Raw genomic sequence first — 23,505 nt, forward strand, 5'->3', positions numbered from 1 at the left:
CCGGTGCGGGTATCGCGTGGTCACGCGTCCATCATCGTCCAGGACGCCTGGTCAGCCGCGCCTGGCCGCGGTGATCGCCAGGGTGGTGTAGCCCAGGGTGAAGCCGCCGCCGAGCCGGTCGAGGGCGGGCGCGACGCCGTCGCGCACCTCCGCGAGCCGGTCCGGCGGGAGCCGGGTGAAGGCGCCGAAGGTCGGCAGCTGGTCCAGCCACTCGTCGCGGGTGCAGGGCCGCTCCCAGCCGAAGCGCCACCGCTCCGGCTCGCCGAACGCGCCCGCCCGGCGCATCCCGGCGGCGGCCTTGTCGAGCCCGGGCGTGTAGACGTCCACGGCGGACCTCGTGAGCGCGCCGAAGTCGATCGGCGAGTCGGGGATCACGCGCCGGCAGACCGCGGCGAGGGCCTCCGCGACCTCGGGCGGAAGCTGCTGCGCGTTCCAGAACACCGACAGCAGGCCGCCGGGCCGCAGGACCCGCGCCGCCTTGGCGGCCCCGGCGTCAGGGTCGATCCAGTGCCATGCCTGGGCGGCGACGACCGCGTCGAACTCCCGGCCGGCCGGGTCCCAGTCCTCGAACGTCGCGACCTCGGACTCGACCCCGCGCCGGCGCGCCAGATCGGCCATGCGCGCGTCGGGCTCGACCCCGAGGACCTCGGCGCCGGCGGCCCGGAGCTGGCGGGCGGCGATCCCGGTGCCGCAGCCGACGTCGAGGACGTCCGGGCCGGGCGCGGCGGCGACGATCCGCTCGATCAGCTCGACGGGGTAGCGGGGGCGGGCGCGGTCGTAGCGCTCGGCGTCGGCGCCGAACGACTCCGCCATCTGCCGGTGCCGATGGGGCTCGTTCGCGCGCGCTTGCTCCGGAGGCTGAGTGGGCATCCGCCCACCTTAGTGGGCACATGCCCACTCGTCGAGGTCAGGGGACCGGGACGAGGCCGCCGTCCACGCGGAGGTCGATCCCGTTGATGTAGCCGGCGAGCGGGCTGGCCAGGAACGCCACCGTGGCGGCGATGTCGTCGGCGGTGCCGAGCCGGCCGGTCGGGTTGGGCGCGTACTCGGCCGTCACCTCCGGCTCCAGCTCGTCCCAGGTTCGCGGCCGGCCGCGCCGGGCGGCGCCGTCCTCGAACATCCTGCGCATCCCCTCGGTGACGATCACTCCCGGGCTGACGGTGTTGGCGGTGATGCCCGTGCCCGCGAGATGCCGGGCCAGGCTCGTGGTCAGGTTGACGACCGCCGCCTTGGCCGCCGAGTACTCGACCAGGTTGGGCAGGGGAGTGGTCGCCGCCCGGCTGCCCAGGTTGACGACCCGCCCCCAGCCGCGCTCGCGCATGCCCGGCAGCACGGCCCGGATCACGCGGACGGCCGACATCACGTTGCCGTTCCACGCCGCCAGCCACGCCCCCGGGCCGGCGTCGTCCCAGTCGTGCTCGGCGACGGGGCCGGCGTTGTTGACCAGCACGTCCACGCCCCAGGCGGCGGCCCGCCCGGCGACGTCGTCCGCCGCGGCGTCGTCGGTGAGGTCGCCGAGGACGACCTCCGCCGTACCGCCCGCCGACCGCACCCGCCCGGCGGCCGCCTCCGCGCGGTCCGCGTCCCGGCCGTGCACGAGCACCGCGCATCCCTCGGCCGCCAGCCGCACCGCCACCGCCGCGCCGATTCCGCCGCTGCTCGCCGTGACCAGCGCCTTCCGTCCGCCAAGCTCCAGATCCATGGGCCCCGACCCTAGCCGGGGCCACCGACGTCCCCGGGGTGCGCGGCGCGCGCTGTTAGGGTGCACGCGTACTGTCGATCTTGACGAGGGGAGCCGGTGGTGGCGTGTCGGATCAGCGAGCTGGTGCTCGACTGCCGCGACCCGGAGGCGCTGGCGGCGTTCTGGTGCGAGGCGCTGGGCTTCGTGGTGCTGCACCGGGAGGACGGCGACGTCGAGATCGGCCCGGAGGAGGGGTTCGGCGGGCTCCAGCCGACGATCGTCCTCAGCCGAAGCGACGATCCCAGGCTCGGCAAGCTGCCGCTGCACATCGACGTCAACCCGACCAACCGCGACCAGGACGCCGAGCTGGAGCGGCTGCTGTCCATCGGGGCACGGCACGCCGACGTGGGGCAGGCCGGCGAGGAGAGCTGGGTCGTCCTCGCCGACCCCGAGGGCAACGAGTTCTGCCTGCTGAGGCGCCGGCTCGACTGAGCGCCCGGCGCCGGTCAGGCCGGGGCGTGGCGGGTGAGGACGAGGTGCTCGCCGGGGAGCGGGCGGGCCTCCAGGAGGCGGAGCGGGACGGGCCCGCGGCCCCCGAACACCGGCGTCCCCGCGCCGAGGAACGCCGGGCCGATCATGAGGTGCAGCTCGTCGACCAGGCCGGCGGACAGCAGGTCGTTCCACAGCGTGTGGCTGCCGAACATCAGGATCTCCCTGCCCTCGGCCTTCTTGAGCTCGGCGATCCGGGCGTGCGCGTCGGCGCGCCGGACGATCTCGGTGTTGTGCCAGGGCGCCGTCCGGGCCGGGGTGAGCGTGTCGGAGACGACGACCTTGTCGATGGCGTCGTTGAGCCGGGATATCTCGCGCTCGACGGGCGGCTGGGAGGCGTCGTCGGCGATGCGCGGCCAGTAGCTCTTGAAGCCCTCGTAGCTGCTGCGCCCCAGCAGGAGCGTGTCGGCGGCGCGGAGGCGTTCGGCGTTGTATTCGCTGAAGGACTCGTGGAAGGGGAGGGCCATGACGTCGTTGCCGGGGCCCTCGTAGTAGCCGTCCAGCGAGACGATGTTGGTGACGATGAGCTTGCGCATCGGTTTCTCCTTGTGGTTCGGGCGTTTCACAGGGGGAGAGACACGGCGCGCCGCGGATTCATCGGTCAGGACGGCACTTCTTCCGGAAGGCCGAACAGCGGGTACAGCGCGGGGTCGAGGAAGGCGGAGATCCGGGTGATCCGGCCGTCGCGGAGGCTGAGGACGTTGATCGCGCCCGTGCGGAAGCGGCCGTCCGGGCCCCGCTGGTAGCAGGCGAACCCGGGCTGCCCGTTCACCCGGAGGGGGACGAGGCGCCAGGGCGTCTCGAAGACCCGCTCGGCGAGGAACCGGGCGACGTCGTCGCGGCCGTCGAACCAGGCGGGCAGCGGCGGCATCGTGAACCGGACGTCGTCGGCGAGCAGGGCGACCAGGGCGTCCACGTCGGCGCGCTCCCAGGCGGTGACGAAGGCGTCGATCAGCTCGCGCCGCCCGTCCGTGCCGAGCGCGGCCAGCTCGGTCTGCTGGCTCGGCCCCGGCACCCGCTCCCGGACGGCCTTCCGCGCGCGCTGCAGGGCGCTGTTCACGGCGGCCGGTGTGAGGTCGAGGAACGAGGCCACCTCCGCGGCGGAGAACTCCAGCACCTCGCGCAGGATCAGCACCGCGCGCTGCGTCGCGGGCAGGTGCTGCAGCGCGGCGACGAACGCCAGCTCAACGCTCTCGCGGAGCGCGAACGACGCCTCCGGGCCGGGCTCGCCGGCGGCGACGTCGTCCGGCCACGGCTCCAGGAAGACCGGGCCGGTGACCGGCTCGCCGAGGTCGTGGACGTCACCGCGCGGCGGCCCGTGGTCGGGGGACAGGACGCGCCGCGGACGCTTCGAGGCGAGCCGCAGGCACGCGTTGGTGCTGACCCGGTACAGCCAGGTGCGCAGCGAGCTGCGTCCCTGGAAGCCGGGGAGGCCGCGCCAGGCGGCGAGCAGCGACTCCTGGAGGCCGTCCTCGGCGTCCTGCAGGGAGCCGAGCATGCGGTAGCAGTGCGCCCTCAGCTCGCCCCGGTACCGGTCGGCCAGGACGTCGAACGCCGCCTCGTCTCCGGCGCGCGCCCTGGTCAGGAGTTCGGCCTCGTCCACACGCGGAGCCTAGCCGGTGGCGGGGCCCGTGTTCAGCCGTCGTAGCCGTGGACGAAGCGGGCCAGGAGGCGGGCGAACTCGGTGCGCTCTGCGTCCGTCCAGCCGCTCATGGCCTTGGCGAAGTGCTCCAGGCGGGTGCGGCGGGTGGCCTCCACGACGGCGCGGCCCTCGGCGGTGAGCTCCAGGTGGATGCGGCGCCCGTCCTCCTGGGACGCGACGCGGCGGACGTAGCCGGATTTGACGGCCTCGGCGACGATGCGGCTGCCGCGCGAGGCGTCGACGCCGAGGCGGGCGGCGACCAGGCCGACGCTCATCTCCTGGCCCGCGTCGTCGGGGCCCTCGTCGATGACGTCCACGACGTGCAGGACCTGGACGTCCACGGGGAGGTTGTGGTCCCGGATGGCCGCCCTGCCGAGCCGCTGTCGCGACATGCCGCGCCGCAGCTTGACCATGCTCCGTTCGACGGCGTCCAGTGCCTCCTCGCTCATGCGGACCAGTCTAGCTAGGTTGCGCAGCTCATATGCATGCGCTTAGCATTTAAATGTTTTAGACATGTGAATGAGGAGTGCATATGGTTGTGACGATGCCGCCCCGGCACCGCCTGATGGTGTTCGGCGGGCTGATGCTCGCCGGTCTCATGTCCTCGCTGGACGCGACGGTCCTCGGCACCGCGCTGCCCGCGATCGTCGGAGACCTCGGCGGGCTCGGCCGGATGGCCTGGGTGTCGACCGCGTACGTGCTGGCCGCCGGCGTCACCGTGCCGCTGTCGGGACGGCTCGGCGACCTGTTCGGGCGCCGCCCCGTCCTGCTGGCTGGCCTGGTGGGGTTCCTGGCCGGGTCGGCGGCGTGCGGGGCGGCGCCGTCCATGGACTGGCTGATCGCGTTCCGCGCGGTGCAGGGCGCCGCCGGGGGCTGCCTGATGAGCTCGATGTTCGCGCTGACCGGCGACCTGTTCGAGCCGAGGGAGCGCGCGAAGTACCAGGGGTACTCGGCGCTGATCTTCGCGGTGTCGAGCATCGCCGGGCCGCTGACCGGCGGGTTCCTCACCGACCACGCGTCCTGGCGGTGGGTGTTCTACGTCAACCTGCCGCTCGGCCTCGCCGCCATCGCCACGACCGTGCTGTTCCTGCGGCTGCCGAAGCCCGAGGGCAGGCCGCGGGTGGACTACGCGGGCATCGTCCTGCTCGGGGCGGCGGTCACCTGCTTCACGCTGTTCACCAGCTGGGCCGGGACGCGGTACGCGTGGGACGCGCCGGTCGTCCTCGCGCTGGCGGCGGGCTCGGCGGCGCTGTTCGCCCTGTGGCTCCTCGCCGAGCGGACGGCCGCCGAACCGGTGATCCCGCCGCGCCTGTTCCGCGACCGGTCGTTCGCGGTGGCCTGCGCCGTCGCGGCCGTGGGCGGCGCGACCGGGTTCGGGCTCGCGATCTACCTGCCGATGTTCTTCCAGGTCGTCTGGGGAGCGGGGGCGACGGAGTCCGGGCTGCTGCTGTTGCCGATGATGATCGGCCTGCTGGCCGCGTCCATGGGCGCCGGACGGTACATCGCCCGGACCGGCCGCTACCACCGGCTGCCCGCCGCGAGCATGGCGCTCAGCGCGCTCGGCGTCGCGCTGCCGGCGACCATGGACACCGGCACCGGCCTGCTCACCGCCTGCGGCTTCATGGCGATCCTCGGGTTCGGGGCGGGGCTGTCGCAGCAGGTCGTCGTGCTCATCGCGCAGAACGCCGCGCCGCGCCGCGATCTCGGCGCGGCGAGCTCCGGGGTCTTCGCGACGAGGATGCTCGGCACCGCGGCCGGGACGGCGGTGTTCGGCGCGATCGTGTCGTCCCGGTTCGCCGAGGAGATCGGGCGCCGGGTCCCGGATGGGAGCGTCCCCGCGTTCCGCGACGCCGTCCGTCCCGAGGTCCTGGACACGCTGCCCGGGCCGGTGCGGGACGGCGTCGCCGAGGCGTTCGCCGCCGCCTTCTCCGACCTGTTCCTGGCCGGGCTGCCCCTCCTCGCGGTGGGGCTCGCCGCGGCGCTGCTGCTGCCGGACGTCCTGCTCGCGCCGCGCGGCGCGGGACCCGAGGACTAGTCGTCGAGGTCGGCGTCGTGGACGAGCAGCGCGATCTGCACCCGGTTGTTCAGCTCCAGCTTCGTCAGCAGCCGCGACACGTACGCCTTCACGGTCGCGACGCTGAGCGACAGCTCCGCGCCGATCTCGCTGTTGGTCCGGCCCCGCCCGACGAGGGCGGCGACGGCCCGCTCGCCGTCGCTCAGCCGCTCCAGCAGCTCCCGGGCGCGGGCCTGGCGCGGGTCGGCGCCGGAGCCCGCGACATAGGACATCATCTTGCGCAGCACGCCCGGCGACATCATCGGCTCGCCCGCCGCGACCTGCCGGATCGCCCGGACGATCTCCGGCGGCGGGGTGTGCTTCAGCAGGAACCCGCTCGCGCCCGCCCGCATCGCCCGCATGATGTGGTCGTCGGTGTCGAACGTCGTCAGGATGATGATCTCCGGCGGGTCGCGGCGGGCGCGCAGCAGCTCGGTCGCGGCGAGGCCGTCCAGCCGGGGCATCCGGATGTCCATCAGGACGACGTCGGGCCGGTGCTGGTTGACGGCGGCGACCACCTCGGCGCCGTCGGCGACGTCCCCCACCACGTCCAGCCCGGCGTCGTTGGACAGCATCATCGACAGGCCGGCCCGGACGAGCGCGTCGTCGTCCACGATCAGGACGCGGATGGGAGGGGAGTCCATCCCGCCACCCTATGGCCCCCGGCGCCTCATCAGGGCCGGTGCACGCGCCGTCCGCTGAGCTCCCGCGCCGGCAGCCGGAACCACGCGTCGCGCTCCCCGCCGGGCCACGGCTCGACGAGCGCGGCCCGCTCGACCTCCTCGTCCGACAGGGGGTGCGCGCCGCCGCGCAGCAGCACGCTCCACCCCTCGCGGTTCGCCTCGTCGAACCGGTCGACCTCGAACGCCGCCCGGACCTCCCCGCCGGGCACGGCCGTCAGCAGGCTCCGGTTCAGGCGCCCCCCGGCGGACGTGCGGAAGATCACCGCGTCGCCGTCCATGGTGTAGTTCACGGGGACGACCGTGGGCCCCTCGCCGTCGTCGAACGCGACGCGGCCGACCGAGCCTCCGGCGATGAGCCGCAGGCACTCGGCGCGGTCGAGTTCTTCGAGAACGGGCCGGTCAGAGGAGTTCGCTGCCATGACCGTGACCTTCCCAGCCCGGGCCGTGGCATTCGGATCTAGAGCGGGAGGCGGGCGTGGAGCCGGAACCGGCCGTCGCCGGTGCGGCCGTGCTCCAGGGTGCCGCCGAGCAGCGCCACCCGCTCGGCGAGGCCGACGAGCCCCGCGCCCGCGCCCGGCATGGCGAGCCCGGGCGGCCCGGGCGGAGCGGGCGGGACGGTGTTGACGACCTCGATGTCCAGGTCGGCCCCGGCGTCGAGGGTGACGCGGACGGCGGCGCCCGGCGCGTGCTTGCGGGCGTTCGTCAGCCCCTCCTGGACGATCCGGTACGCGTGCCGCCCCACGCGCGACGGGACGCGCCCGGGGTCGGGGACGTTGTCCTCCAGCGTGACCCGCCCTCCGGCCCGCTGCGACTCCTGGACGAGCCCGGACACGTCCGCGAGCGTCGGCTGCGGCCGTTCCGGTTCGGCGCCGGGCGTGTCGCGCCGCAGCACGCCGATGACCTCGCGCAGGTCCTCCATCGCCTCGTAGGCGCTCTGCCGGATGATCCCGGCCGCCTCGCGCTGCTCGGCGGGCGTGTCGGGGCGGAACTCCAGCGCCCCCGCGTGCACGGCCAGCAGCGAGATCCGGTGCGCGAGCACGTCGTGCATCTCGCGCGCGATCCGCTCGCGCTCCAGCAGCCGCGCCTCCTCGACCCGCAGCCGCTGCTCCTCCTCCAGGGAGCGGGCCCGCTCGTGCAGCGACTCGATCAGCTGCCGGCGCGACCGGACGAGCATCCCGGCGGCGGCCAGCACCGCGTAGCCGAACACGAACACCAGAGACGCCTCCCAGCGCTCCCGCTGGCTCGACATCGACTCCGTCAACTGGAACAGGCCCATGACGATCGCCGAGTTCAGGGCGGTGAGCGCCACGGCGGGCAGCCAGCGGCGGTGCACGGCGACGCTGAACAGGCTCATCGCCGTGGCGCCCCACGAGACGGAGTTGGTGATCTCGTAGAACGTCAGGAACAGCGAGACCCAGACCGGCCACCGGCGCCGGAACAGCACCAGCACCAGGATGCCGGCGCCGCCGAGCACGGCCTCCCGCACGTCGTGGATCCAGCCGGGCGGCGCCGGGTAGTCCTCCCGGGAGCCCGCCAGCACCAGCAGCCCGATCATCAGGGCGGCCGCCGCGACGGCGACGTCCCGGCTCCACTCGCGCGCGGACCTGCGGAGAATCACGCCACCACGCTAGCCGCCGGCGGGCGGCGCGGCAGTGGCCGCAGGTCGCCGCCCCCATCGACTTTGGTATCGGGGCGGGAGGGCCAGGCCGTCGCCCTCCTGCGGACGGCCTGACCTCAGCCGGTTTTGGCGACGGTGAGGAGGACGGCGGCGTCCTCCAGGGCCTCCAGGCTGTGCCGCGCGTCCGGGACGATGAGCAGGTCGCCGGAGATCCCGTCCCAGAAGTGCTCGCCGCTCGCCATCCGCACCCGGCCGTGCAGGACCATGACCGTCGCCTCGCCCGGGTTCTCGTGCTCCGCCAGCACCGTGCCCGCCGTCAGCGCGATCAGCGTCTGCCGCAGGACGTGCTCGTGCCCGCCGTAGACGGTCGCGGCGCTGCGTCCGGTGGAGCCGTCCGCGGCGCGCTTCAAGTGGTCCCGTACCTGTGCGTCCAGCGAGAGCTTCTGCATGGCACCCAGTGTGCCCACACGTCCGGAAAGGACGCGCCTCGGGTCACCCCAGCGGCGCGGACCTGACGGGCTCGCCCGTCGCGGAACCCGCCAGCCAGTCCTGCCAGGACTTCGCCCACGGCGTCGGGCCGTTGCCGAACCGCAACTGCCGCGACGTGCCGGTCACCTTCACGATGTCGCCGCGCTGGGAGAAGTCGTAGAAGAACTTGGCGTCCGAGGGGGAGGCGTTCACGCAGCCGTGGCTGACGTTGTCGTTGCCCTGGGAGTCGGTCGACCACGGCGCCGAGTGCACGAACGTCCCGCTGTAGGTCAGCCGGACGTTCCAGTTCGTCTTGATCCGGTACTCGCCGGGGTTGCCGGTGGTCGCCGAGTCCATGACGATCCGGCCCGCCTTCTCCTGGACGATCATCGTGCCGCTGTAGCTCTCGTGGCCCGGCTTGCCGAGGCTGACCTTCATCGACCGGACCGTCCGGCCGCCGTCGGTGACCGTCGCGCGGTGCTTCTTCGCGTCGATGGTGGTGATGTGCTTCGGCCCGACGGTGAAGGACACGCTGCGGTCCTTCATGCCGTACATGCCCTCGCCGGCCTTCAGCCCCGCCAGGTGCGCGATGACCTTCACCTTCTGCCCGGGCGCCCAGTACTCGCGGGGCCGGAAGTCGACCTCCTTGTCGCTGACCCAGTGCCAGGCGCCCTCCACCGGCTCGGACGCCCTGACCTCAAGGGCCTTCTCCACGGCGATCTTCCCGGCCTTCGTGCTCACCGGCCTGGACAGCAGCAGCTGCACCGGCATTCCGACGCCGACCGTCTCGCCGTCGAGGGGCGACATGCCGCTCTCCAGCTTCTTCTGCGGCGTCAGCGTCGTGAACGTGGACGTCGCCGTCGCCTCCTTGCCGCCCTCGCCGGTGCCCTTCGCGGTCACCGTGTACGTCGTGGACGGGCGCAGCGTCCACGACGACTTCCACGACGAGCCGTCGGCGGCGAGCTTCCCCTCGGCCTTGGCGTTCTTCTTGCCGTAGGTGAGGGTGATGTTCGTCAGCCTGCCGTTGTCGGCGGTGACGGTGACGGGCTTGTCGGGTTCGACCTGCTGGGTGCCGGTCGCGGGCGTGATGGCGAGCTTCACGGCGTCCTCGGCCGCCTTGCCGCCGCCGTCGCCGCCGTCACCTCCGGACGAGCAGCCGGCCACGGCGATGGCCGCCGCCCCCGCGATCGCCGCGATCGCCGTTCCGGTCCGGCCCTTCAGCACAGAGCCCTCCTCGCGCTCGACTGCGTCCCTTTGTCAGGGTATGCACGGTTTTACGCGAGCCATGCGAAAGCTAGGAGAATGGTCCGGTTTCGCCTGGTCGCGGTCAAGGCCCGGCAAGGGTCACGGGGACGCCAGTCCCTCCGCGCCGTGCGGGAGGCGGGCGGCGGCGGCCCTGTCCAGGAAGAACAGCGTGCCCTGCCGGCCCCGCGCCCCGGCGACCGGCGCCCGGACGGGCGATGGCTCCGTCAGCCCGAGCCGGACGGCCTCGGCCTTCGACCCGCCCGCCGCCAGCAGCCACACCTCCTCCGCCGCCTGCAGCGACGGGAGCGTCAGCGAGATCCGGATCGGCGGCGGCTTCGGCGCGTCCCGCACCGCCACCACCGGACGCCCGTCGCGCAGCGCGGGCATCTCCGGGAACAGCGACGCGACGTGCGCATCCGGGCCGACGCCGAGCATCAGCACGTCGAACGGCGGCACGGCCTCCCCGGGACGGGCGGCGGCGCGCAGCTCGGCGGCGTAGCGCTCGGCGGCGACCTCGGGGTCGTCGCCGTCAGGGCCGTCCGCCGCGGGCATCGGGTGCACCCGCGCCGGATCGACCGGGACGTGGTCGAGCAGCGCCGCGCGGGCGCCGGTCTCGTTGCGCTCCGGGTCACCGGCGGGCCGGAACCGCTCGTCGCCCCACCACACGTCCACGCGGCCCCAGTCGACCGCGTCGCGGGCGCCGGACGCGGCCAGCGCGGCGAGCACCGCCGTGCCGACGCCGCCGCCGGTCAGCACGACCGACGCCGTGCCGCGCGCCGCCTGCGCGTCGACGAGCCGCGTCACCAGCCTGGCCGCCACCGCCTCGGCGAGCACGTCCTGGTCGCGGTGCAGCAGGACCGACAGGGGGATCACGAGCCCTCCGCGTGGTCGCGGCCCTGCTCCTCGGCCTCCTCCTTGGCGGGCCCGGTCCGCGCCGCGTCCGCCGTCGCCGACAGCGGGTCGCTCGCGGTGCCCTCCTCCGTCGTCCCGCCCGCGAGGTCCTTGGCGAACCGGGCCGCCGCCTCGCGGTACACCTCGTCGGGGTCGAGCCGCCGCAGCTCCTCGGCCAGCAGGTCCGACATCGGGCGGCGCATCAGCGCCACCTGCCGGTCGGGCTGGCCGGGACGGCACAGCGTCGCGACCCGCCCGTCCGGGCGGTGGATCATGATGTCGCCGCCGGTCGTCACCAGCCGGACGCCGGTGATGCCCGGGCCCTCCGACACCGCCCGGTCCATCGGGACGCCGAGCCGGATCGACAGCCACGCCGCCAGCAGCTCCGCGCTCGGGCTGTCCGGCTCCGCCGACACCTCGCCGGACACGATCTCGTCGTGGTCCTGGTCGAGCGCGGCGGCCAGCAGCGACCGCCAGTTCGTCAGCCGCGTCCAGGTGAAGTCGGTGTCGCCCGGCCGGTACCCGCCCGCGAGCTGCGCGAGGGTGCCGAGCCGGTCGCGGGCCGCGTAGGAGTCGGTCACCCGCCGCTGCGCCAGCCGGCCCAGCGGGTCCTTCGCCGGGACCTTCGGCACCTTCCCGCCCGGCCACCACGTCACCACCGGGGTGTCGGGCATCAGCAGCGGCACCACCACCGAGTCGGCGTGCTCGGCCAGCGGCCCGTACATGCGCAGCAGGACCGTCTCGCCGGGCCCGGTCTCGCCCATGCGGATCTCGGCGTCGAGGCGGGACGAGCCGCCGCGCGGATCGCGGGAGATCACCGTCAGCACCCGGCACGGATGCTCGCGCGCCGCCTCCGTCGCCGCGCGCACCGCGTCGTACTGCGCGGACTCGTCGGTCACGATGATCAGCGTGAGGACCATGCCGACGGCGGGCCCGCCCATCAGGTGCCGGCTCTGCGTCAGCGCGTCCTGGATCTGCCGGGTCGTGGTCCCCGTGAGGTCGATGTTCATCTAACGCCCCGTTCGTTCGTCTAAGGCCGTTCGCGTCTGTGGAGCGGTCCCGGCTCTAGAGCCGCCGCCACGTGCGGCCGTCGCGCGCCATCAGCTCGTCGGCGCTGTCGGGCCCGTAGCCGCCGGACTTGTACTGGTCGAGGCCGCCCCGGCCGGCCCAGAACTCCTCGATCGGGTCGAGGATCCGCCAGGACAGCTCGACCTCCTCCTGGCGCGGGAACAGCGGCGGGTCGCCGATCAGGACGTCCAGCAGCAGCCGCTCGTACGCCTCCGGCGAGGTCTCGGTGAACGACTCCCCGTACGCGAAGTCCATGTTGACGTCGCGGATCTCCATCGAGGTGCCGGGCACCTTCGACCCGAACCTGACCGTGATGCCCTCGTCCGGCTGCACCCGCATGACCAGGGCGTTCTGGCCGAGCTCCTCGGTGTCGGTCTCCGAGAACGGCAGGTGCGGCGCCTGCTGGAACACCATCGCCACCTCCGTCACCCGGCGGCTGAGCCGCTTGCCGGTGCGCAGGTAGAACGGGACGCCCGCCCAGCGCCGGTTGTCGATCTCCAGCTTGACCGCGGCGTAGGTCTCGGTGCGGGAGTCGGCGGGGATGCCCTCCTCCTCCAGGTAGCCGCGGACGTTCACGCCGCCCTGCCAGCCCGCCGCGTACTGCCCGCGCGCCGTGGACGCCTCCAGGTCGCCCGGCACCCGCACCGACGACAGGATCTTCGCCTTCTCCGCCCGGACGGCCTCCGCGCTGAACGACGTCGGCTCCTCCATCGCCGTCAGCGCCAGCAGCTGCAGCAGGTGGTTCTGGATGACGTCGCGGGCCGCGCCGATCCCGTCGTAGTACCCGGCCCGGCCGCCGATGCCGATGTCCTCGGCCATCGTGATCTGCACGTGGTCGACGAACGAGCGGTTCCAGATCGGCTCGAACATCGAGTTGGCGAACCGCAGCGCCAGGATGTTCTGCACGGTCTCCTTGCCGAGGTAGTGGTCGATCCGGAAGATCGACTCCTCGGGGAAGACGCGGTGCACGGTGTCGTTCAGCTCGACGGCCGTCTTCAGGTCGCGGCCGAACGGCTTCTCGATGACGACCCGCCGCCATGACCCGTCCCGGCGCTCGGCGAGGCCGCTGCGCCGCAGCTGCTCGACGACCACAGGGAAGAACTTCGGCGGGATCGACAGGTAGAACGCGTAGTTGCCGCCCGTGCCGCGGCTCTCGTCCAGCTCCTTGACGGCCATCGACAGCGCGTCGAACGCGCCCGGGTCGTCGAACGTGCCGGGGACGAAGTGCATGCCCTCCGACAGGTGCGTCCAGACGTCCTCGCGGAACGGGGTGCGGGCGTGGGCCTTGATGGAGTCGTGCGCGATCTGGCGGAAGTCCTCGTGCTCCCAGTCGCGGCGGGCGAAGCCGACGAGGGAGAAGCCCGGCGGCAGCAGCCCGCGGTTCGCCAGGTCGTAGATCGCCGGGAGCAGCTTCTTGCGCGACAGGTCGCCGGTGACGCCGAACAGCACGAGCACGCACGGTCCGGCCACGCGCGGGAGGCGCTTGTCCCGGGGGTCGCGGAGCGGGTTGGCCGGGCTGATCAGTGGGTCGGTCACGTGGTCCCCTTCGTCGGTGCTCGCACTGCGCGCTCAGTCCCCTTCTCTGGCGGAGCCGAGGAGCCGGGCGAGCCCCGCCCGGCGGTCCTGCAGGTGCAGCCGCACCACCGGGCGGCCGGCGGCGCGCGCGTCGCGGGCGTCGCCGAGCGCCCGCGCGAGCTGCAGCATGCCGAGCCGGTGGTGGCGGCCGGGGACCGGCACGTCGCGGACGACGTTCCCGGTCACCATCAGGTATACGCCCCCGTCACGGTGATCATTCCAGATCGCGGGGTGGCCCGCGTCCCAGTCGACGGTCACCGGGCGGCGGGACCGGGCGGCGAGCAGCGCGGCGAGGCGGCGCACCTGCGCGCCCTGCCCGTCCGCCTCGTCCGGGTCCAGGTAGGCGACGATCGCGAGATGCTCCCCGGCGCCGATCCGGGCGGCGAGCGCGCCCATCAGCGCGGGCAGGTCCGGCGCGGCCATCAGCTCCGGGACGGTCGTGAACGCCTCCACGGCCCGGCCGGGGGCGCCGTCGGTGAGCAGCGGCGCGCCGGCCCCGTCGTCGAGCGACAGCGGCGCCGCGCCGTGCCGCGGCGCGAGGGGGTCCAGCTCCATCAGGTAGGCGGCGACGGCCGCCGCGTACTCCCACACGACGAGCTGGGCGGCGAGCGGGCCGGTGACGGTGGCGTCGTCCTGGCGGGGGCGGCCGTCGAATGTCACGAGGAACAGGTCGTCGGCGGGCCGCAGGGGGAGCCCGCCGTCCTGGACGACCGGCGTCAGCCGCCCGCCCGCCGTCTCCTCCAGCAGCAGCGCGACCCACCGCGCGAGGCCCGGCAGCGCCGCCGGGTAGCCGCCGAGCACGGCCGTGCGGCGCCCGGCGCGGACCGCGCCGCCGAGGATCGCGCCGAGGACCAGGCCCGGGTTGTTCTCCGGCCGGGTGAGCGACGGCAGGACGGCGGTGGCGCCGTCGAGCAGCGCGGGCACGTCCGCGCCCGCGAGGGCGGCGGGCACCAGCGCGTAGGGGGACAGGGCGCCGAACGCGGTCGGGGCGGGCGCCTCGATCAGCGGATGGCCCGCCTCGGCGGCGTGCTTGGCGGCCGCGGCGCGCGGCTCGGCGACCGTGACGAACCGCCGCGCGGCCTCGGCGGGCGGCAGGCCCAGGCCGTCCCTCAGCAGCCCCTCCAGGACCTGGCGGAGCGCGTCGGAGGCGGGGTCGTCGCCCGTCACGACGATCAGCGCACGGCCGAGCCGCTCCGGGTCGTCGGCGAGGCGCAGCAGCGGGCCGGGCTCCGGCCCGTCGAGGACGGTGAGCGGCACGATCGGGAGGCCCGGGTCGCCGTCCGCGTCGTCCGCCGCGAGCCGGTGCGCCGCGACGATCAGCTCGGCGGCGCGGGCGGGGGCGCCGTGCCCGAGCAGCACGACCTCGGTCAGCCCGTCCGCGCGGGCGCCCCCGCGCAGCTCCTCGGCGCGGCCGAGCGCGGCGCGTCCCGGGCCCGGCTGGCTCGGCCAGCACAGCGCGCGGCCCTCCGCCCCGGCGGTCCGGGCGGACGGCCACAGCGCCGGGTCCTCCGAGGCGAGCCGGACGGGCACCTCGTCGATCCAGAGCCTGCCCAGGACCCGCTCGGCGGCCGCCCGGAGGGGCCCCCGGGCGGTGATGGCCGTCTCTCCCGAGACGACGCCGGTGAAGCTCACGGCCTGCGCGCTCCGGCCACCGCCCGCACCGCCTCGGTGAGCCTGCCCGCGCCGTCCACCGGGTCCTGCAGATGCAGCCGGATCACCGGGAGCCGCCGCCTGCGCAGCGCCCGCAGCTCGCCGAGCGCCCGCGCGATCTGCAGCTTCGCGAGGCTGTAGGGGCGGCCGGGGACGGGCTGCGTGGCGAGCGTGTCGCCCGGCGCCGGGTCGCCGGTGATAATGAGGAACGCGCCGTTGCCGCGGCCGTCCTTGTGCACCGGCCCGGTGGCGTGCGGGTAGCCGGGCCCCGGCCCGTAGGCGACGGGACGCCCGGACGCGCGCGCCAGCGACGGCGCCAGATACCGCCCGGAGAAGTCGCCCAGGTACGTCATGACCGACAGGTAGCCGTCGGACGGCACCGACGCGACCAGCCCGCCGAGGACGGTCTGCAGCTCGGCGCCCGGCGGCCACGGGAAGTCGGCGTGCACCTCGATGCCGTCCTCGACGTACACCGGACGCTCCCCGGACGGCGGCCCGTCGCCCGCCGTGCGCAGCAGCGCCGCGGCGTCGTCCTCCGCCTCCTGGACGACCGTGCCGCCCGCCTCGAACGGGTTCACACCGAGCAGCCACCCGGCGACCGCCGTCGCGTACTCCCACATCAGGAACTGCGCGCCGAGCGGCGCCCACACCGAGGTGTCGGACTCCTCGTCGGCCGCCGACCGCGGGTTGATCGACACGCCGTGCACGTCGGGGAACGCGCCGCGCCCGCCGAGCGCCTCCAGCGCCAGCACGCCCTTGCCGCGCTTGGCGGTGCCGACGGCGAGGAGCTGGGAGATCCAGGCGCTCAGCGCGCCCGTCCCGCCGGGCTCGCGCAGCAGCACCTTGTCGCGGGCGACGCCGCCCTGCGCCTGCTGCGCGCAGCCGCCGAGGATCGCGCCGAGCAGCAGGCCCGGGTTGTCCTCGTCCTTGCCGAGCGAGGGCACCAGCGACGCCGCCTCCTCCAGCAGCCGCTCCGCGTCGGCGCCCGCGAGCACGGCCGGGACCAGCCCGTACGCCGACAGCGCCCCGTAGTGCCCGGGCAGGTACGGGTCGGTCAGGCCGATCCGGTAGCCGCACTGGCGGGCGAAGTCGTGCAGCGGGCTGCCGTGGTCGGTGATGACGAGGAACCGGCTCGCGATCTCCCGCTCGGACAGGCCCCGCTCGCGGAACGCGGCGGCGAAGATCCGGCGGTAGGCGTCGCCTTCGAGCGACACGCCCGCCTTGCTGGCCAGCACGACCAGCGTCCGGTCGAGGCGCTCCAGCGCGAACGCGAGCGCGGCGGTGTCGCCGCCGTCCAGGACGGTCAGCTCGCCCGCCGGGCGGCCCGTCCCGTTCGCGTCCCGGTCGGCGGCGCCGGGCGGCGCGTGCGCCTCCATGATCGCCTGCGCGGCGAGGCTCTCCGCGCCGACGCCGATCAGCACGATGTGGTCGAGACCCGAGTAGCGCGCCTCCGACACCAGGCCGTCGACCTGGTTCAGCAGCCCGCGGGAGGCGAACGGCAGGTCGAGCCAGCCGAGGCGGCTGTGGTCCACCGCGCGCCGGCCCCACAGCCGCGGGTCCTTCGCGGCCAGCGCGCCGGGGACGCCGCAGCTCACGAGGTAGTCCCTCGCCTGCAGCGCCGAGTCCAGCACGTCGCCGCGCGTCAGTACGTCGAATCCGGACACTGCACCCTCCCTCCCCCCATCGTTTCAGGAGAGAAAGGGCATTCGCGACCTTCTCCATCGATCTTCTTGGCGGCGGCGCCCGGACCGGCGGCAGGGTCAGGCCGGAGTAAGGCCGACCGGTCAGGCGAGCGCCTCCGCGAGCTGCGCGAGGCCCTCCGCGCGGTCGCGCAGATGGAGCCGGACGGCGGGACGGCCGAGCGACCGGATGACCCGCAGGTCCCCGAACGCCTGCGCGAGCTGCAGCTCCCCGAGGCTGTAGGGCCGGCCGGGGACCGGGACGTCGCCGGTGACGGCCCCGGTGAGCTGCAGGAACGCGCCGTTCGGCGGGCCGCCCTTGTGGTACTGGCCAGCGGTGTGCAGCGCGCGAGGGCCCCACCCGAACGTGACGGGCGCCGGGCGCCGCCGCACCTTCGCGCCCCGCGCGGCCAGCAGCGGCCGGAGCCCGGCCGCCGCCGCGTCCCCGGCCCGGTCCAGGTAGGCGACCGCGGCGAGGTAGCCGCCGTCCGGGACGTCCTCCAGAACCGCGTCGAGGGCCTCGGTCAAGGTCTGCGCGCCGCGCAGCACGCCCTCGGGGGCGTGGACCTCCACCGCGCCCGCCACCAGTTCCGGCGGGCGCGCCACCACCGTGGGCGCCGCGCCCTCCTCGGAGCGCAGCAGCGCCGCCGTGCTCTCGGCCGACTGGGCGACGTCCGGCTCGGCGAACGGGTCCACGCCGATGACCCGGCACGCCACCGCGACCGCGTACTCCCACAGCAGGAACTGCGCGCCGAGCGGACCGGCGACGCTCACGCCCGCCTCGCGTCCCGGACCGGGCTCGTCCGGGCGGCGGCCCAGGATCACGCGGCGCAGGTCGTCGGACAGCTCGAAGCCCGGAGCGTCGACGCTCTCCACCACGACCGGCAGCAGGCCCTTGCCGTCCTTGCCCATCGCCCCGCCGACGAGCTGCTCCGCCCACGCGGCGAAGCCGTCGAGGCCCGAGCCGTGGTCGGCGATCACCAGCTTGTCGCGGGCGCCGAGAGCCGACGCGGCGAGCGCCGCGCCCAGCGCCAGCGCCGGGTTGTCGTACGGCTGCCGGAGCGCCCGCGCGAGCCGGGACGCCTCGTCCAGCAGGACGGTCACGTCCACCCCGGCGAGCGCGGCGGCCACGAGGCCCCGCGCGCCGAGCGCACCGAAACGCGCGTCGACGTCGCCTTCCGCGTGGACGATGTGATGCCCCGCGTCCTGGGCGGCGTATTCGAGCTCGGAGCCCTCCTCCGCCACGACCACGAACCGGCGGGCCAGCTCGGCGCCGCCCAGCCCGGCCTCGGCGAACGCCCGCCCGAAGACCCGCCGCAGCGCCTCCGCCTCGACGCCCTCGCCCACGACGACGAGCGTCCGATCGAGGTCCCCGGACAGCACGCCCGACACCTCGTGCGGGTCGGAGGTGTCCAGGACGATCAGCTCCGTCCCCCCGGAGCCGCCCGCGGTGCGGAACATCGCGTCGGCGGCGAGCGCGGAACCGCCCGCGCCCAGCAGGACCACCCGGTCGAGACCGGCCTCGCGGGCCTCGGCGGCCGGGTCGGCCAGCCGCGCCGCCAGCGACCGCGAGGTCTCCGGCAGGTCCAGCCAGCCGAGCCTGCGGGCGGCGAGCGGGGCCGCGTCGGGCCCCCACAGGTTGGCGTTCCCGGACGTCAGCGAGCCCGGGACGCCGTCGGAGACGAGACGGTCCAGGACCGTCTCGCTCTCGTCGACGACCGCGCCGCGGATGGTGACCGAGATCCCCCCGGCGGTCACCACCGAGGTCACGCGCCGGCCCTCTTGGCTTCCAGCTCGCCGGTGATGGAGTCGAGCAGCTCCTTCCAGGAGGCCGCGAACTTCTCGACGCCCTCCTCTTCGAGCACCCTCACGACGTCGTCGTAGTCGACCCCGGCGTCCTTCAGCGCCGCCATGTGCGCGCGGGCGTCGTCGTAGGTGCCGCGGACGGTGTCGCCGCGCAGCTGCCCGTGGTCGGCCACCGCCTCCAGCGTCGCCTCCGGCATCGTGTTGACCGTGCCGGGCGCGACGAGCTCGTCCACGTACAGCGTGTCGGCGAGGTCGGGGTCCTTCACGCCGGTCGAGGCCCACAGCGGGCGCTGCGGCCGCGCCCCCGCGTCCTTCAGCGCCTTCCACCGGCCGGTGCCGAACCTCTCCTCGTACAGCGCGTACGCGAGCCGCGCGTTGGCGATGCCCGCCTTGGACTCCAGCGCCTTCGCCTCGTCCGTGCCGATCTTCTTCAGCCGCTTGTCGATCTCGGTGTCGACCCGGCTGACGAAGAACGACGCCACAGACGCGATCTTCGACAGGTCGTGGCCGTTCTCCCGGGCCTGCTCCAGGCCCGCGAAGAACGCGTCGATGACCTTGCCGTAGCGCTCCAGCGAGAAGATCAGCGTCACGTTCACGCTGATGCCCTGCGCCAGCGTCGCCGTGATCGCGGGCAGGCCCGCCTCCGTCGCCGGGATCTTGATGAACAGGTTGGGCCGGTCCACCAGCCACCACAGCACCCGCGCCTCGGCGACCGTCGCGCGGGTGTCGCGGGCCAGGCGCGGGTCGACCTCGATCGACACGCGGCCGTCGAGGCCGTCCGTCCGGTCGTACACCGGGCGCAGCACGTCGCAGCCCCAGCGGATGTCGCGGGTGATGATCGCGCGGGACGCCTCCTCGACGTCCATGCCGAGCACCGCCAGGTCGCGGACCTGGTCGTCGTAGGCCGTGCCCTTGCTCAGCGCCTTGGCGAAGATCGTCGGGTTGGACGTGACCCCGACGACGTTCCGGTCCTTGACCAGCCCGGCCAGGTTGCCCGACTTGAGCCGGTCGCGGCTGATGTCGTCCAGCCAGATCGACACGCCCTCGTCCGAGAGCGCCTTCAGGATGTCGCTCATCGTCTCTCTCCCTAGTTGCCGGTGGTCTCGCCGCGCCCGGCGTGCCTGACGCCCGCCCTGATCAGGCTGGCCTTGGCCGCCGCGACGACCCGCTCGGAGGTGATGCCGAACTGCAGGAACAGCGTCTTGTAGTCGGCGGACGCGCCGAAGTGCTCCAGGCTCACCGCCTCGCCGGCGTCGCCGATGAAGGTGCGCCAGCCGAGCGCGACCCCAGCCTCGACCGAGACGCGGGCGCGCACGCCGGGCGGCAGGACCTCCTGCCGGTAGGCGTCGGTCTGCGCCTCGAACCACTCCACGCACGGCATCGACACGACGCGGGTCGGGGTGCCCTCCGCCTGCAGCGCGTCGCGCGCCTCCAGCGCGAGCTGCACCTCGCTGCCGGTCGCGATGATGATCACGTCGGGCCGCCCGCCGTCGGCGTCCGCGAGCACGTAGCCGCCCTTCGCGGTGCCCTCGGCGGACGCCAGCTCGCCGCCCCGGTCGAACGTCGGCAGCTTCTGCCGCGTCAGCGCGAGCCCCGCCGGGCGGTCGGTGTGCCCGAGGATCGTCCGCCACGCCACCGCGGTCTCGTTGGCGTCGCCGGGACGGACGACGTCCAGGCCCGGGATCGCCCGCAGCGCCCACAGGTGCTCGACGGGCTGGTGCGTCGGGCCGTCCTCGCCGAGCCCGATCGAGTCGTGCGTCCACACGAACGTGACCGGCAGCTTCATCAGCGCCGCCAGCCGCACCGCCGGGCGCATGTAGTCGCTGAAGACCAGGAACGTGCCGCCGTAGGGGCGGGTGCCGCCGTGCAGCGCGATGCCGTTGCAGATCGCGGCCATCGCGTGCTCGCGGACGCCGAAGTGCAGAGTCCGGCCGTAGCGGCCGCCGGGGAACTCCTTGGTCTGGAACTCCTCGGGGATGAACGACGGCTCGCCCTTCATCGTCGTGTTGTTGCTGTCGGCGAGGTCGGCGGAGCCGCCCCACAGCTCCGGCAGCACCGGCGCCAGCGCGGCGAGGATCTGCCCGGACGCGGCGCGGGTCGCGATGTCCTTCCCGGCCTCGAAGCCCGGCACGGCCGCCTCCCAGTCGGAGGGCAGCGCGCGGGCCGCGATCCGGTCGTACTCGGCGGCCCGCTCCGGGTTCGCCGACCGCCACGCCTCGAACGTCGTGTTCCACTCGGCGTGGGCGGCGCGGCCCCGCTCGCACACGCCCCGGGCGTGCGCCAGGACGTCGTCGGCGACGTGGAACGTCTCCGCCGGGTCCAGGCCGAGGATGCGCTTGGTCGCCGCGACCTCGTCCGCGCCGAGCGCCGAGCCGTGCGCCTTGCCGGTGTTCTTCTTGTTCGGCGCGGGCCAGCCGATGATCGTCCGCAGCGCGATGAACGACGGCCGGGACGTCTCCGCCTTCGCCGCGGCGAACGCGGCGGCCAGCGCGGCGACGTTCTCCTCGTAGTCGCCGTTCTCCGTCCAGTCGACGTGGTGGACGTCCCAGCCGTACGCGGCGTACCGGGCCCGGACGTCCTCCGACATCGCGATCGCGGTGTCGTCCTCGATCGAGATGCGGTTGTCGTCCCACAGCAGGACCAGGTTCCCCAGCCGCTGGTGCGCGGCGAGCGCGCTCGCCTCGTGGCTGATGCCCTCCTGCACGTCGCCGTCGGACGCGAACGCCCAGACCGTGTGGTCGAACGGCGACTCGCCCTGCGGTGCGTCCGGGTCGAACAGGCCGCGCTCGCGGCGCGCCGCCATCGCCATCCCGACCGCGTTCGCGATGCCCTGCCCCAGCGGGCCCGTCGTCGTCTCCACGCCCGCGGTGTGCCCGAACTCCGGGTGGCCGGGGGTGAGGCTGCCCCACTTGCGCAGGGACTTCAGGTCGTCCAGCGTCATCGGGTAGCCCGACAGGTACAGCTGGATGTAGAGGGTCAGGCTGGAGTGGCCGCAGGACAACACGAACCTGTCCCGTCCGGGCCAGTGCGGGTCCGTCGGGTCGTGCCGGAGGAAGCGCTGGAAGAGGAGGTAGGCGGCGGGCGCGAGGCTCATCGCCGTCCCCGGGTGGCCGGAGCCCGCCTCCTCGACCGCGTCCATCGCCAGGGCGCGGACCGCGTCCACCGCCCGCCGGTCTTGGTCGGACCACTCAAACGTGCTGTCTGCCCTGCTCACGGAACGCCGGGCTCCTCTCGAACCGGTGTACGGATGTGCTGTGTGCGCCGCCCGCGCGTGCCCGTCCCTAAGGGCGGTAACGTCCGGCGGTGCGGCGCCTCTTCCCGCCGGCCCCGTGCGACGCCCCGTCCGTGACCGGCGAAGATCATGACTCGCCCTTCGCGAGCCTATCGCCAAGCACCCCTGCCCGGACGTACCGGCGCCTAACACGCGCTGGGGCCAGGCAGGCGTGATCAGGCGACCCGGTGCGTGACCCCCGGAGGGGGCGCACTACAGTGATTGCGCGGTTGACGACAGCGGCCGCGGCAGGAAGAAGCCGGAAGTTGCATCCAGCCGAGGCCGGCCCGGAACGCGGGGGCGCCGCCGAGGTGGTACGCGACTTTCTCATCCCTAGTTGGACGTGGACCCGATTGTGACGGTGCTCAGTAACAAGCGCGGCGTCGAGGACGAGATCGACCTCGACGAAGCCGGCGGGCGGGCGCAGGGGGCGCCCATGGCCCCGCTCGTGCCGGTGACCGCAGAACCGGCTCTCGACCCGGCCCCGGCCGCCCGGCGGACGTTCGGCGCGAGCGTGCGCGCCTACGTGGCGCTGACGAAGCCGCGGGTGATCGAGCTGCTCCTGATCACCACCATCCCGGTGATGTTCCTGGCGTCCGGCGGCGTCCCGGAGCTGTCCACCGTGCTGCTGACGCTGGCGTTCGGCACCATGTCCGCCGGCGCCGCCAACGCGATCAACTGCTACATCGACCGCGACATCGACGCCAAGATGCGCCGCACCCGGCGCCGCCCGCTGGCCCGCCACCAGGTCACCCCCGCCCGCGCGCTGATCTTCGGCGTCGGGCTCGCCGCGCTGTCCACGGCCGGGTTCCTGGTCGCCGTCAACCCGGTCGCCGCCGCCGGGTCGCTGTTCGCGATCCTGTTCTACGTCTTCGTGTACTCGCTGCTGCTCAAGCGGCGGACGTCGCAGAACGTCGTGTGGGGCGGCATCGCCGGGTGCATGCCCGTCCTCATCGGGTGGGCGGCGGTCACCGGCGGCGTCGCCTGGACGCCGTTCGTCCTGTTCGGCGTCGTGTTCCTCTGGACGCCGCCGCACACCTGGACGCTCGCGATGCGCTACCGCGACGACTACGCGGTCGCCAAGGTCCCCATGCTGCCGGTCGTCGCGACCGAGCGCCGCGTCGTCACCGAGAGCCTCGTCTACACCTACGCCACCGTGGCGTGCTCGCTGCTGCTGTGGCCGGTCGCCGGGATGGGGCCGGTGTACGGCGCCGTCGCCGTCGTCCTCGGGCTGGTGTTCCTCGCCGAGGGCCACCGGCTGCTGCGCGCCGTGCGGGCCGGGGTGAGCGGCGTCCACCTCCGGCCGATGCGGTTCTTCCACCTGTCGAACGTCTACCTGGCGCTGCTGTTCACGGCCGTGGCCGTCGACCCGATCCTGTCCTAGGCGCCTCTCCGGCGCCGCTCCCTCCGGCGCTCCCGGCGGCGGGCGCTTCTCCACTCGCCCGTACCGGCCGTTACGCTTTCGCCACATGACGCATGTGGACCCCAAGGCGGTGCTCGAAGGGCGGATTCCGGGCAGACCGCCGCTCGGAATGATCCTCGGGATGACCGTCTCGGGCGTGTGCGTCCTCATCGCGCTCGGCCTGACCGCCGCGCTCGGCGGGGCGGGGGTCTGGGTGGGGGTGC

General features: G+C 74.3%; 21 protein-coding genes. 3 read left to right on the forward strand and 18 right to left on the reverse strand.

Annotated features, from left to right (window positions below; translation table 11 throughout):
* Positions 1-51: 51 nt before the first annotated feature.
* A complete protein-coding gene (locus tag E1264_RS06775) occupies positions 52-870 on the reverse strand; it encodes a class I SAM-dependent methyltransferase (protein ID WP_132170689.1) in 819 nt (272 codons plus the stop codon).
* A 37-nt stretch (positions 871-907) separates the two neighbouring features.
* Complete coding sequence (locus E1264_RS06780) at positions 908-1,702, reverse strand: SDR family oxidoreductase (RefSeq protein ID WP_132170691.1); 795 nt, start codon at positions 1,700-1,702, stop codon at positions 908-910.
* A 99-nt stretch (positions 1,703-1,801) separates the two neighbouring features.
* Here E1264_RS06780 and E1264_RS06785 point away from each other — a divergent pair, with 99 nt between their 5' ends.
* On the forward strand, positions 1,802-2,173 hold the full coding sequence (locus E1264_RS06785) for a VOC family protein (RefSeq protein WP_132170693.1): 372 nt from the start codon (positions 1,802-1,804) through the stop codon (positions 2,171-2,173).
* Positions 2,174-2,187: 14 nt separating this feature from the next.
* Here the strand turns inward: E1264_RS06785 and E1264_RS06790 are convergent, their stop codons facing one another.
* From E1264_RS06790 to E1264_RS06800, 3 genes are all read right to left on the reverse strand, one after another.
* Positions 2,188-2,766, reverse strand: coding sequence for a dihydrofolate reductase family protein (locus tag E1264_RS06790; protein WP_132170695.1), 579 nt, complete (start codon positions 2,764-2,766; stop codon positions 2,188-2,190).
* A gap of 65 nt (positions 2,767-2,831) precedes the next feature.
* Positions 2,832-3,833 carry a sigma-70 family RNA polymerase sigma factor gene (locus E1264_RS06795; protein ID WP_132170697.1) on the reverse strand — a complete coding sequence of 334 codons (1,002 nt, stop codon included), beginning with the start codon at positions 3,831-3,833 and terminating at the stop codon, positions 2,832-2,834.
* Between the two features lie 32 nt (positions 3,834-3,865).
* Positions 3,866-4,321: a MarR family transcriptional regulator gene (locus E1264_RS06800; RefSeq protein WP_207935757.1), complete on the reverse strand. Its 456-nt coding sequence runs from the start codon at positions 4,319-4,321 to the stop codon at positions 3,866-3,868.
* 83 nt (positions 4,322-4,404) lie between these two features.
* Here E1264_RS06800 and E1264_RS06805 point away from each other — a divergent pair, with 83 nt between their 5' ends.
* The gene (locus E1264_RS06805; RefSeq protein ID WP_132170699.1) at positions 4,405-5,907 is read left to right on the forward strand and encodes an MDR family MFS transporter; all 1,503 of its coding nucleotides are present in this window, start codon (positions 4,405-4,407) and stop codon (positions 5,905-5,907) included.
* Here the strand turns inward: E1264_RS06805 and E1264_RS06810 are convergent.
* The 13 genes from E1264_RS06810 to tkt all read right to left on the reverse strand — a co-directional run bounded on the left by E1264_RS06810 (position 5,904) and on the right by tkt (position 21,747).
* Positions 5,904-6,569: a response regulator transcription factor gene (locus E1264_RS06810; protein ID WP_132170701.1), complete on the reverse strand. Its 666-nt coding sequence runs from the start codon at positions 6,567-6,569 to the stop codon at positions 5,904-5,906. The genes E1264_RS06805 and E1264_RS06810 overlap by 4 nt on opposite strands.
* Before the next feature lie 29 nt (positions 6,570-6,598).
* Positions 6,599-7,027, reverse strand: coding sequence for a pyridoxamine 5'-phosphate oxidase family protein (locus tag E1264_RS06815; protein ID WP_132170703.1), 429 nt, complete (start codon positions 7,025-7,027; stop codon positions 6,599-6,601).
* A 38-nt stretch (positions 7,028-7,065) separates the two neighbouring features.
* Complete coding sequence (locus E1264_RS06820) at positions 7,066-8,226, reverse strand: histidine kinase (RefSeq protein WP_132170705.1); 1,161 nt, start codon at positions 8,224-8,226, stop codon at positions 7,066-7,068.
* Between the two features lie 116 nt (positions 8,227-8,342).
* Positions 8,343-8,675, reverse strand: a complete 333-nt coding sequence (locus tag E1264_RS06825) for a LuxR family transcriptional regulator (RefSeq protein WP_132170707.1) — start codon at positions 8,673-8,675, stop codon at positions 8,343-8,345.
* A gap of 43 nt (positions 8,676-8,718) precedes the next feature.
* Positions 8,719-9,918: an Ig-like domain-containing protein gene (locus E1264_RS06830; RefSeq protein WP_243710797.1), complete on the reverse strand. Its 1,200-nt coding sequence runs from the start codon at positions 9,916-9,918 to the stop codon at positions 8,719-8,721.
* 120 nt (positions 9,919-10,038) lie between these two features.
* Complete coding sequence (pgl, locus tag E1264_RS06835) at positions 10,039-10,812, reverse strand: 6-phosphogluconolactonase (protein WP_132170709.1); 774 nt, start codon at positions 10,810-10,812, stop codon at positions 10,039-10,041.
* Entirely contained in the window at positions 10,809-11,840 is a 1,032-nt protein-coding gene (locus tag E1264_RS06840; protein WP_132170711.1) for a glucose-6-phosphate dehydrogenase assembly protein OpcA, read from the reverse strand. The genes pgl and E1264_RS06840 overlap by 4 nt, the downstream gene beginning before the upstream one ends.
* A 55-nt stretch (positions 11,841-11,895) precedes the next feature.
* Positions 11,896-13,434, reverse strand: coding sequence for a glucose-6-phosphate dehydrogenase (gene zwf, locus E1264_RS06845; RefSeq protein ID WP_207935758.1), 1,539 nt, complete (start codon positions 13,432-13,434; stop codon positions 11,896-11,898).
* A gap of 33 nt (positions 13,435-13,467) precedes the next feature.
* The gene (locus tag E1264_RS06850; RefSeq protein ID WP_132170713.1) at positions 13,468-15,105 is read right to left on the reverse strand and encodes a glucose-6-phosphate isomerase; all 1,638 of its coding nucleotides are present in this window, start codon (positions 15,103-15,105) and stop codon (positions 13,468-13,470) included.
* Complete coding sequence (locus tag E1264_RS06855) at positions 15,102-16,787, reverse strand: phosphoheptose isomerase (protein WP_132170715.1); 1,686 nt, start codon at positions 16,785-16,787, stop codon at positions 15,102-15,104. Before E1264_RS06855 ends, E1264_RS06850 begins: the two co-directional genes overlap by 4 nt.
* Before the next feature lie 120 nt (positions 16,788-16,907).
* A complete protein-coding gene (locus E1264_RS06860; RefSeq protein ID WP_132170717.1) occupies positions 16,908-18,572 on the reverse strand; it encodes a glucose-6-phosphate isomerase in 1,665 nt (554 codons plus the stop codon).
* On the reverse strand, positions 18,569-19,684 hold the full coding sequence (gene tal, locus E1264_RS06865; RefSeq protein WP_132170719.1) for a transaldolase: 1,116 nt from the start codon (positions 19,682-19,684) through the stop codon (positions 18,569-18,571). Before tal ends, E1264_RS06860 begins: the two co-directional genes overlap by 4 nt.
* Positions 19,685-19,695: 11 nt before the next feature.
* On the reverse strand, positions 19,696-21,747 hold the full coding sequence (tkt, locus tag E1264_RS06870) for a transketolase (protein WP_243710798.1): 2,052 nt from the start codon (positions 21,745-21,747) through the stop codon (positions 19,696-19,698).
* 568 nt (positions 21,748-22,315) lie between these two features.
* Between tkt and E1264_RS06875 the strand changes: the two genes are divergently transcribed.
* On the forward strand, positions 22,316-23,263 hold the full coding sequence (locus E1264_RS06875) for a heme o synthase (RefSeq protein ID WP_132170735.1): 948 nt from the start codon (positions 22,316-22,318) through the stop codon (positions 23,261-23,263).
* Positions 23,264-23,505: the final 242 nt, after the last annotated feature.

Origin of the sequence: Actinomadura sp. KC216 (genome assembly GCF_004348535.1) — a bacterium.
Taxonomy (GTDB): Bacteria; Actinomycetota; Actinomycetes; order Streptosporangiales; family Streptosporangiaceae; genus Spirillospora.

What these genes read in the sequence shown, in the direction of transcription:
- tal (WP_132170719.1), bottom strand. Translation starts at nt 19,684, where the DNA reads ATGAGCGACATCCTGAAGGCGCTCTCGGACGAGGGCGTGTCGATCTGG.
- E1264_RS06775 (WP_132170689.1), bottom strand. Translation starts at nt 870, where the DNA reads ATGCCCACTCAGCCTCCGGAGCAAGCGCGCGCGAACGAGCCCCATCGG.
- E1264_RS06800 (WP_207935757.1), bottom strand. Translation starts at nt 4,321, where the DNA reads ATGAGCGAGGAGGCACTGGACGCCGTCGAACGGAGCATGGTCAAGCTG.
- E1264_RS06790 (WP_132170695.1), bottom strand. Translation starts at nt 2,766, where the DNA reads ATGCGCAAGCTCATCGTCACCAACATCGTCTCGCTGGACGGCTACTAC.
- E1264_RS06875 (WP_132170735.1), top strand. Translation starts at nt 22,316, where the DNA reads ATGGCCCCGCTCGTGCCGGTGACCGCAGAACCGGCTCTCGACCCGGCC.
- E1264_RS06840 (WP_132170711.1), bottom strand. Translation starts at nt 11,840, where the DNA reads ATGAACATCGACCTCACGGGGACCACGACCCGGCAGATCCAGGACGCG.
- E1264_RS06810 (WP_132170701.1), bottom strand. Translation starts at nt 6,569, where the DNA reads ATGGACTCCCCTCCCATCCGCGTCCTGATCGTGGACGACGACGCGCTC.
- E1264_RS06780 (WP_132170691.1), bottom strand. Translation starts at nt 1,702, where the DNA reads ATGGATCTGGAGCTTGGCGGACGGAAGGCGCTGGTCACGGCGAGCAGC.
- E1264_RS06805 (WP_132170699.1), top strand. Translation starts at nt 4,405, where the DNA reads ATGGTTGTGACGATGCCGCCCCGGCACCGCCTGATGGTGTTCGGCGGG.
- E1264_RS06825 (WP_132170707.1), bottom strand. Translation starts at nt 8,675, where the DNA reads ATGCAGAAGCTCTCGCTGGACGCACAGGTACGGGACCACTTGAAGCGC.
- E1264_RS06815 (WP_132170703.1), bottom strand. Translation starts at nt 7,027, where the DNA reads ATGGCAGCGAACTCCTCTGACCGGCCCGTTCTCGAAGAACTCGACCGC.
- tkt (WP_243710798.1), bottom strand. Translation starts at nt 21,747, where the DNA reads ATGGACGCGGTCGAGGAGGCGGGCTCCGGCCACCCGGGGACGGCGATG.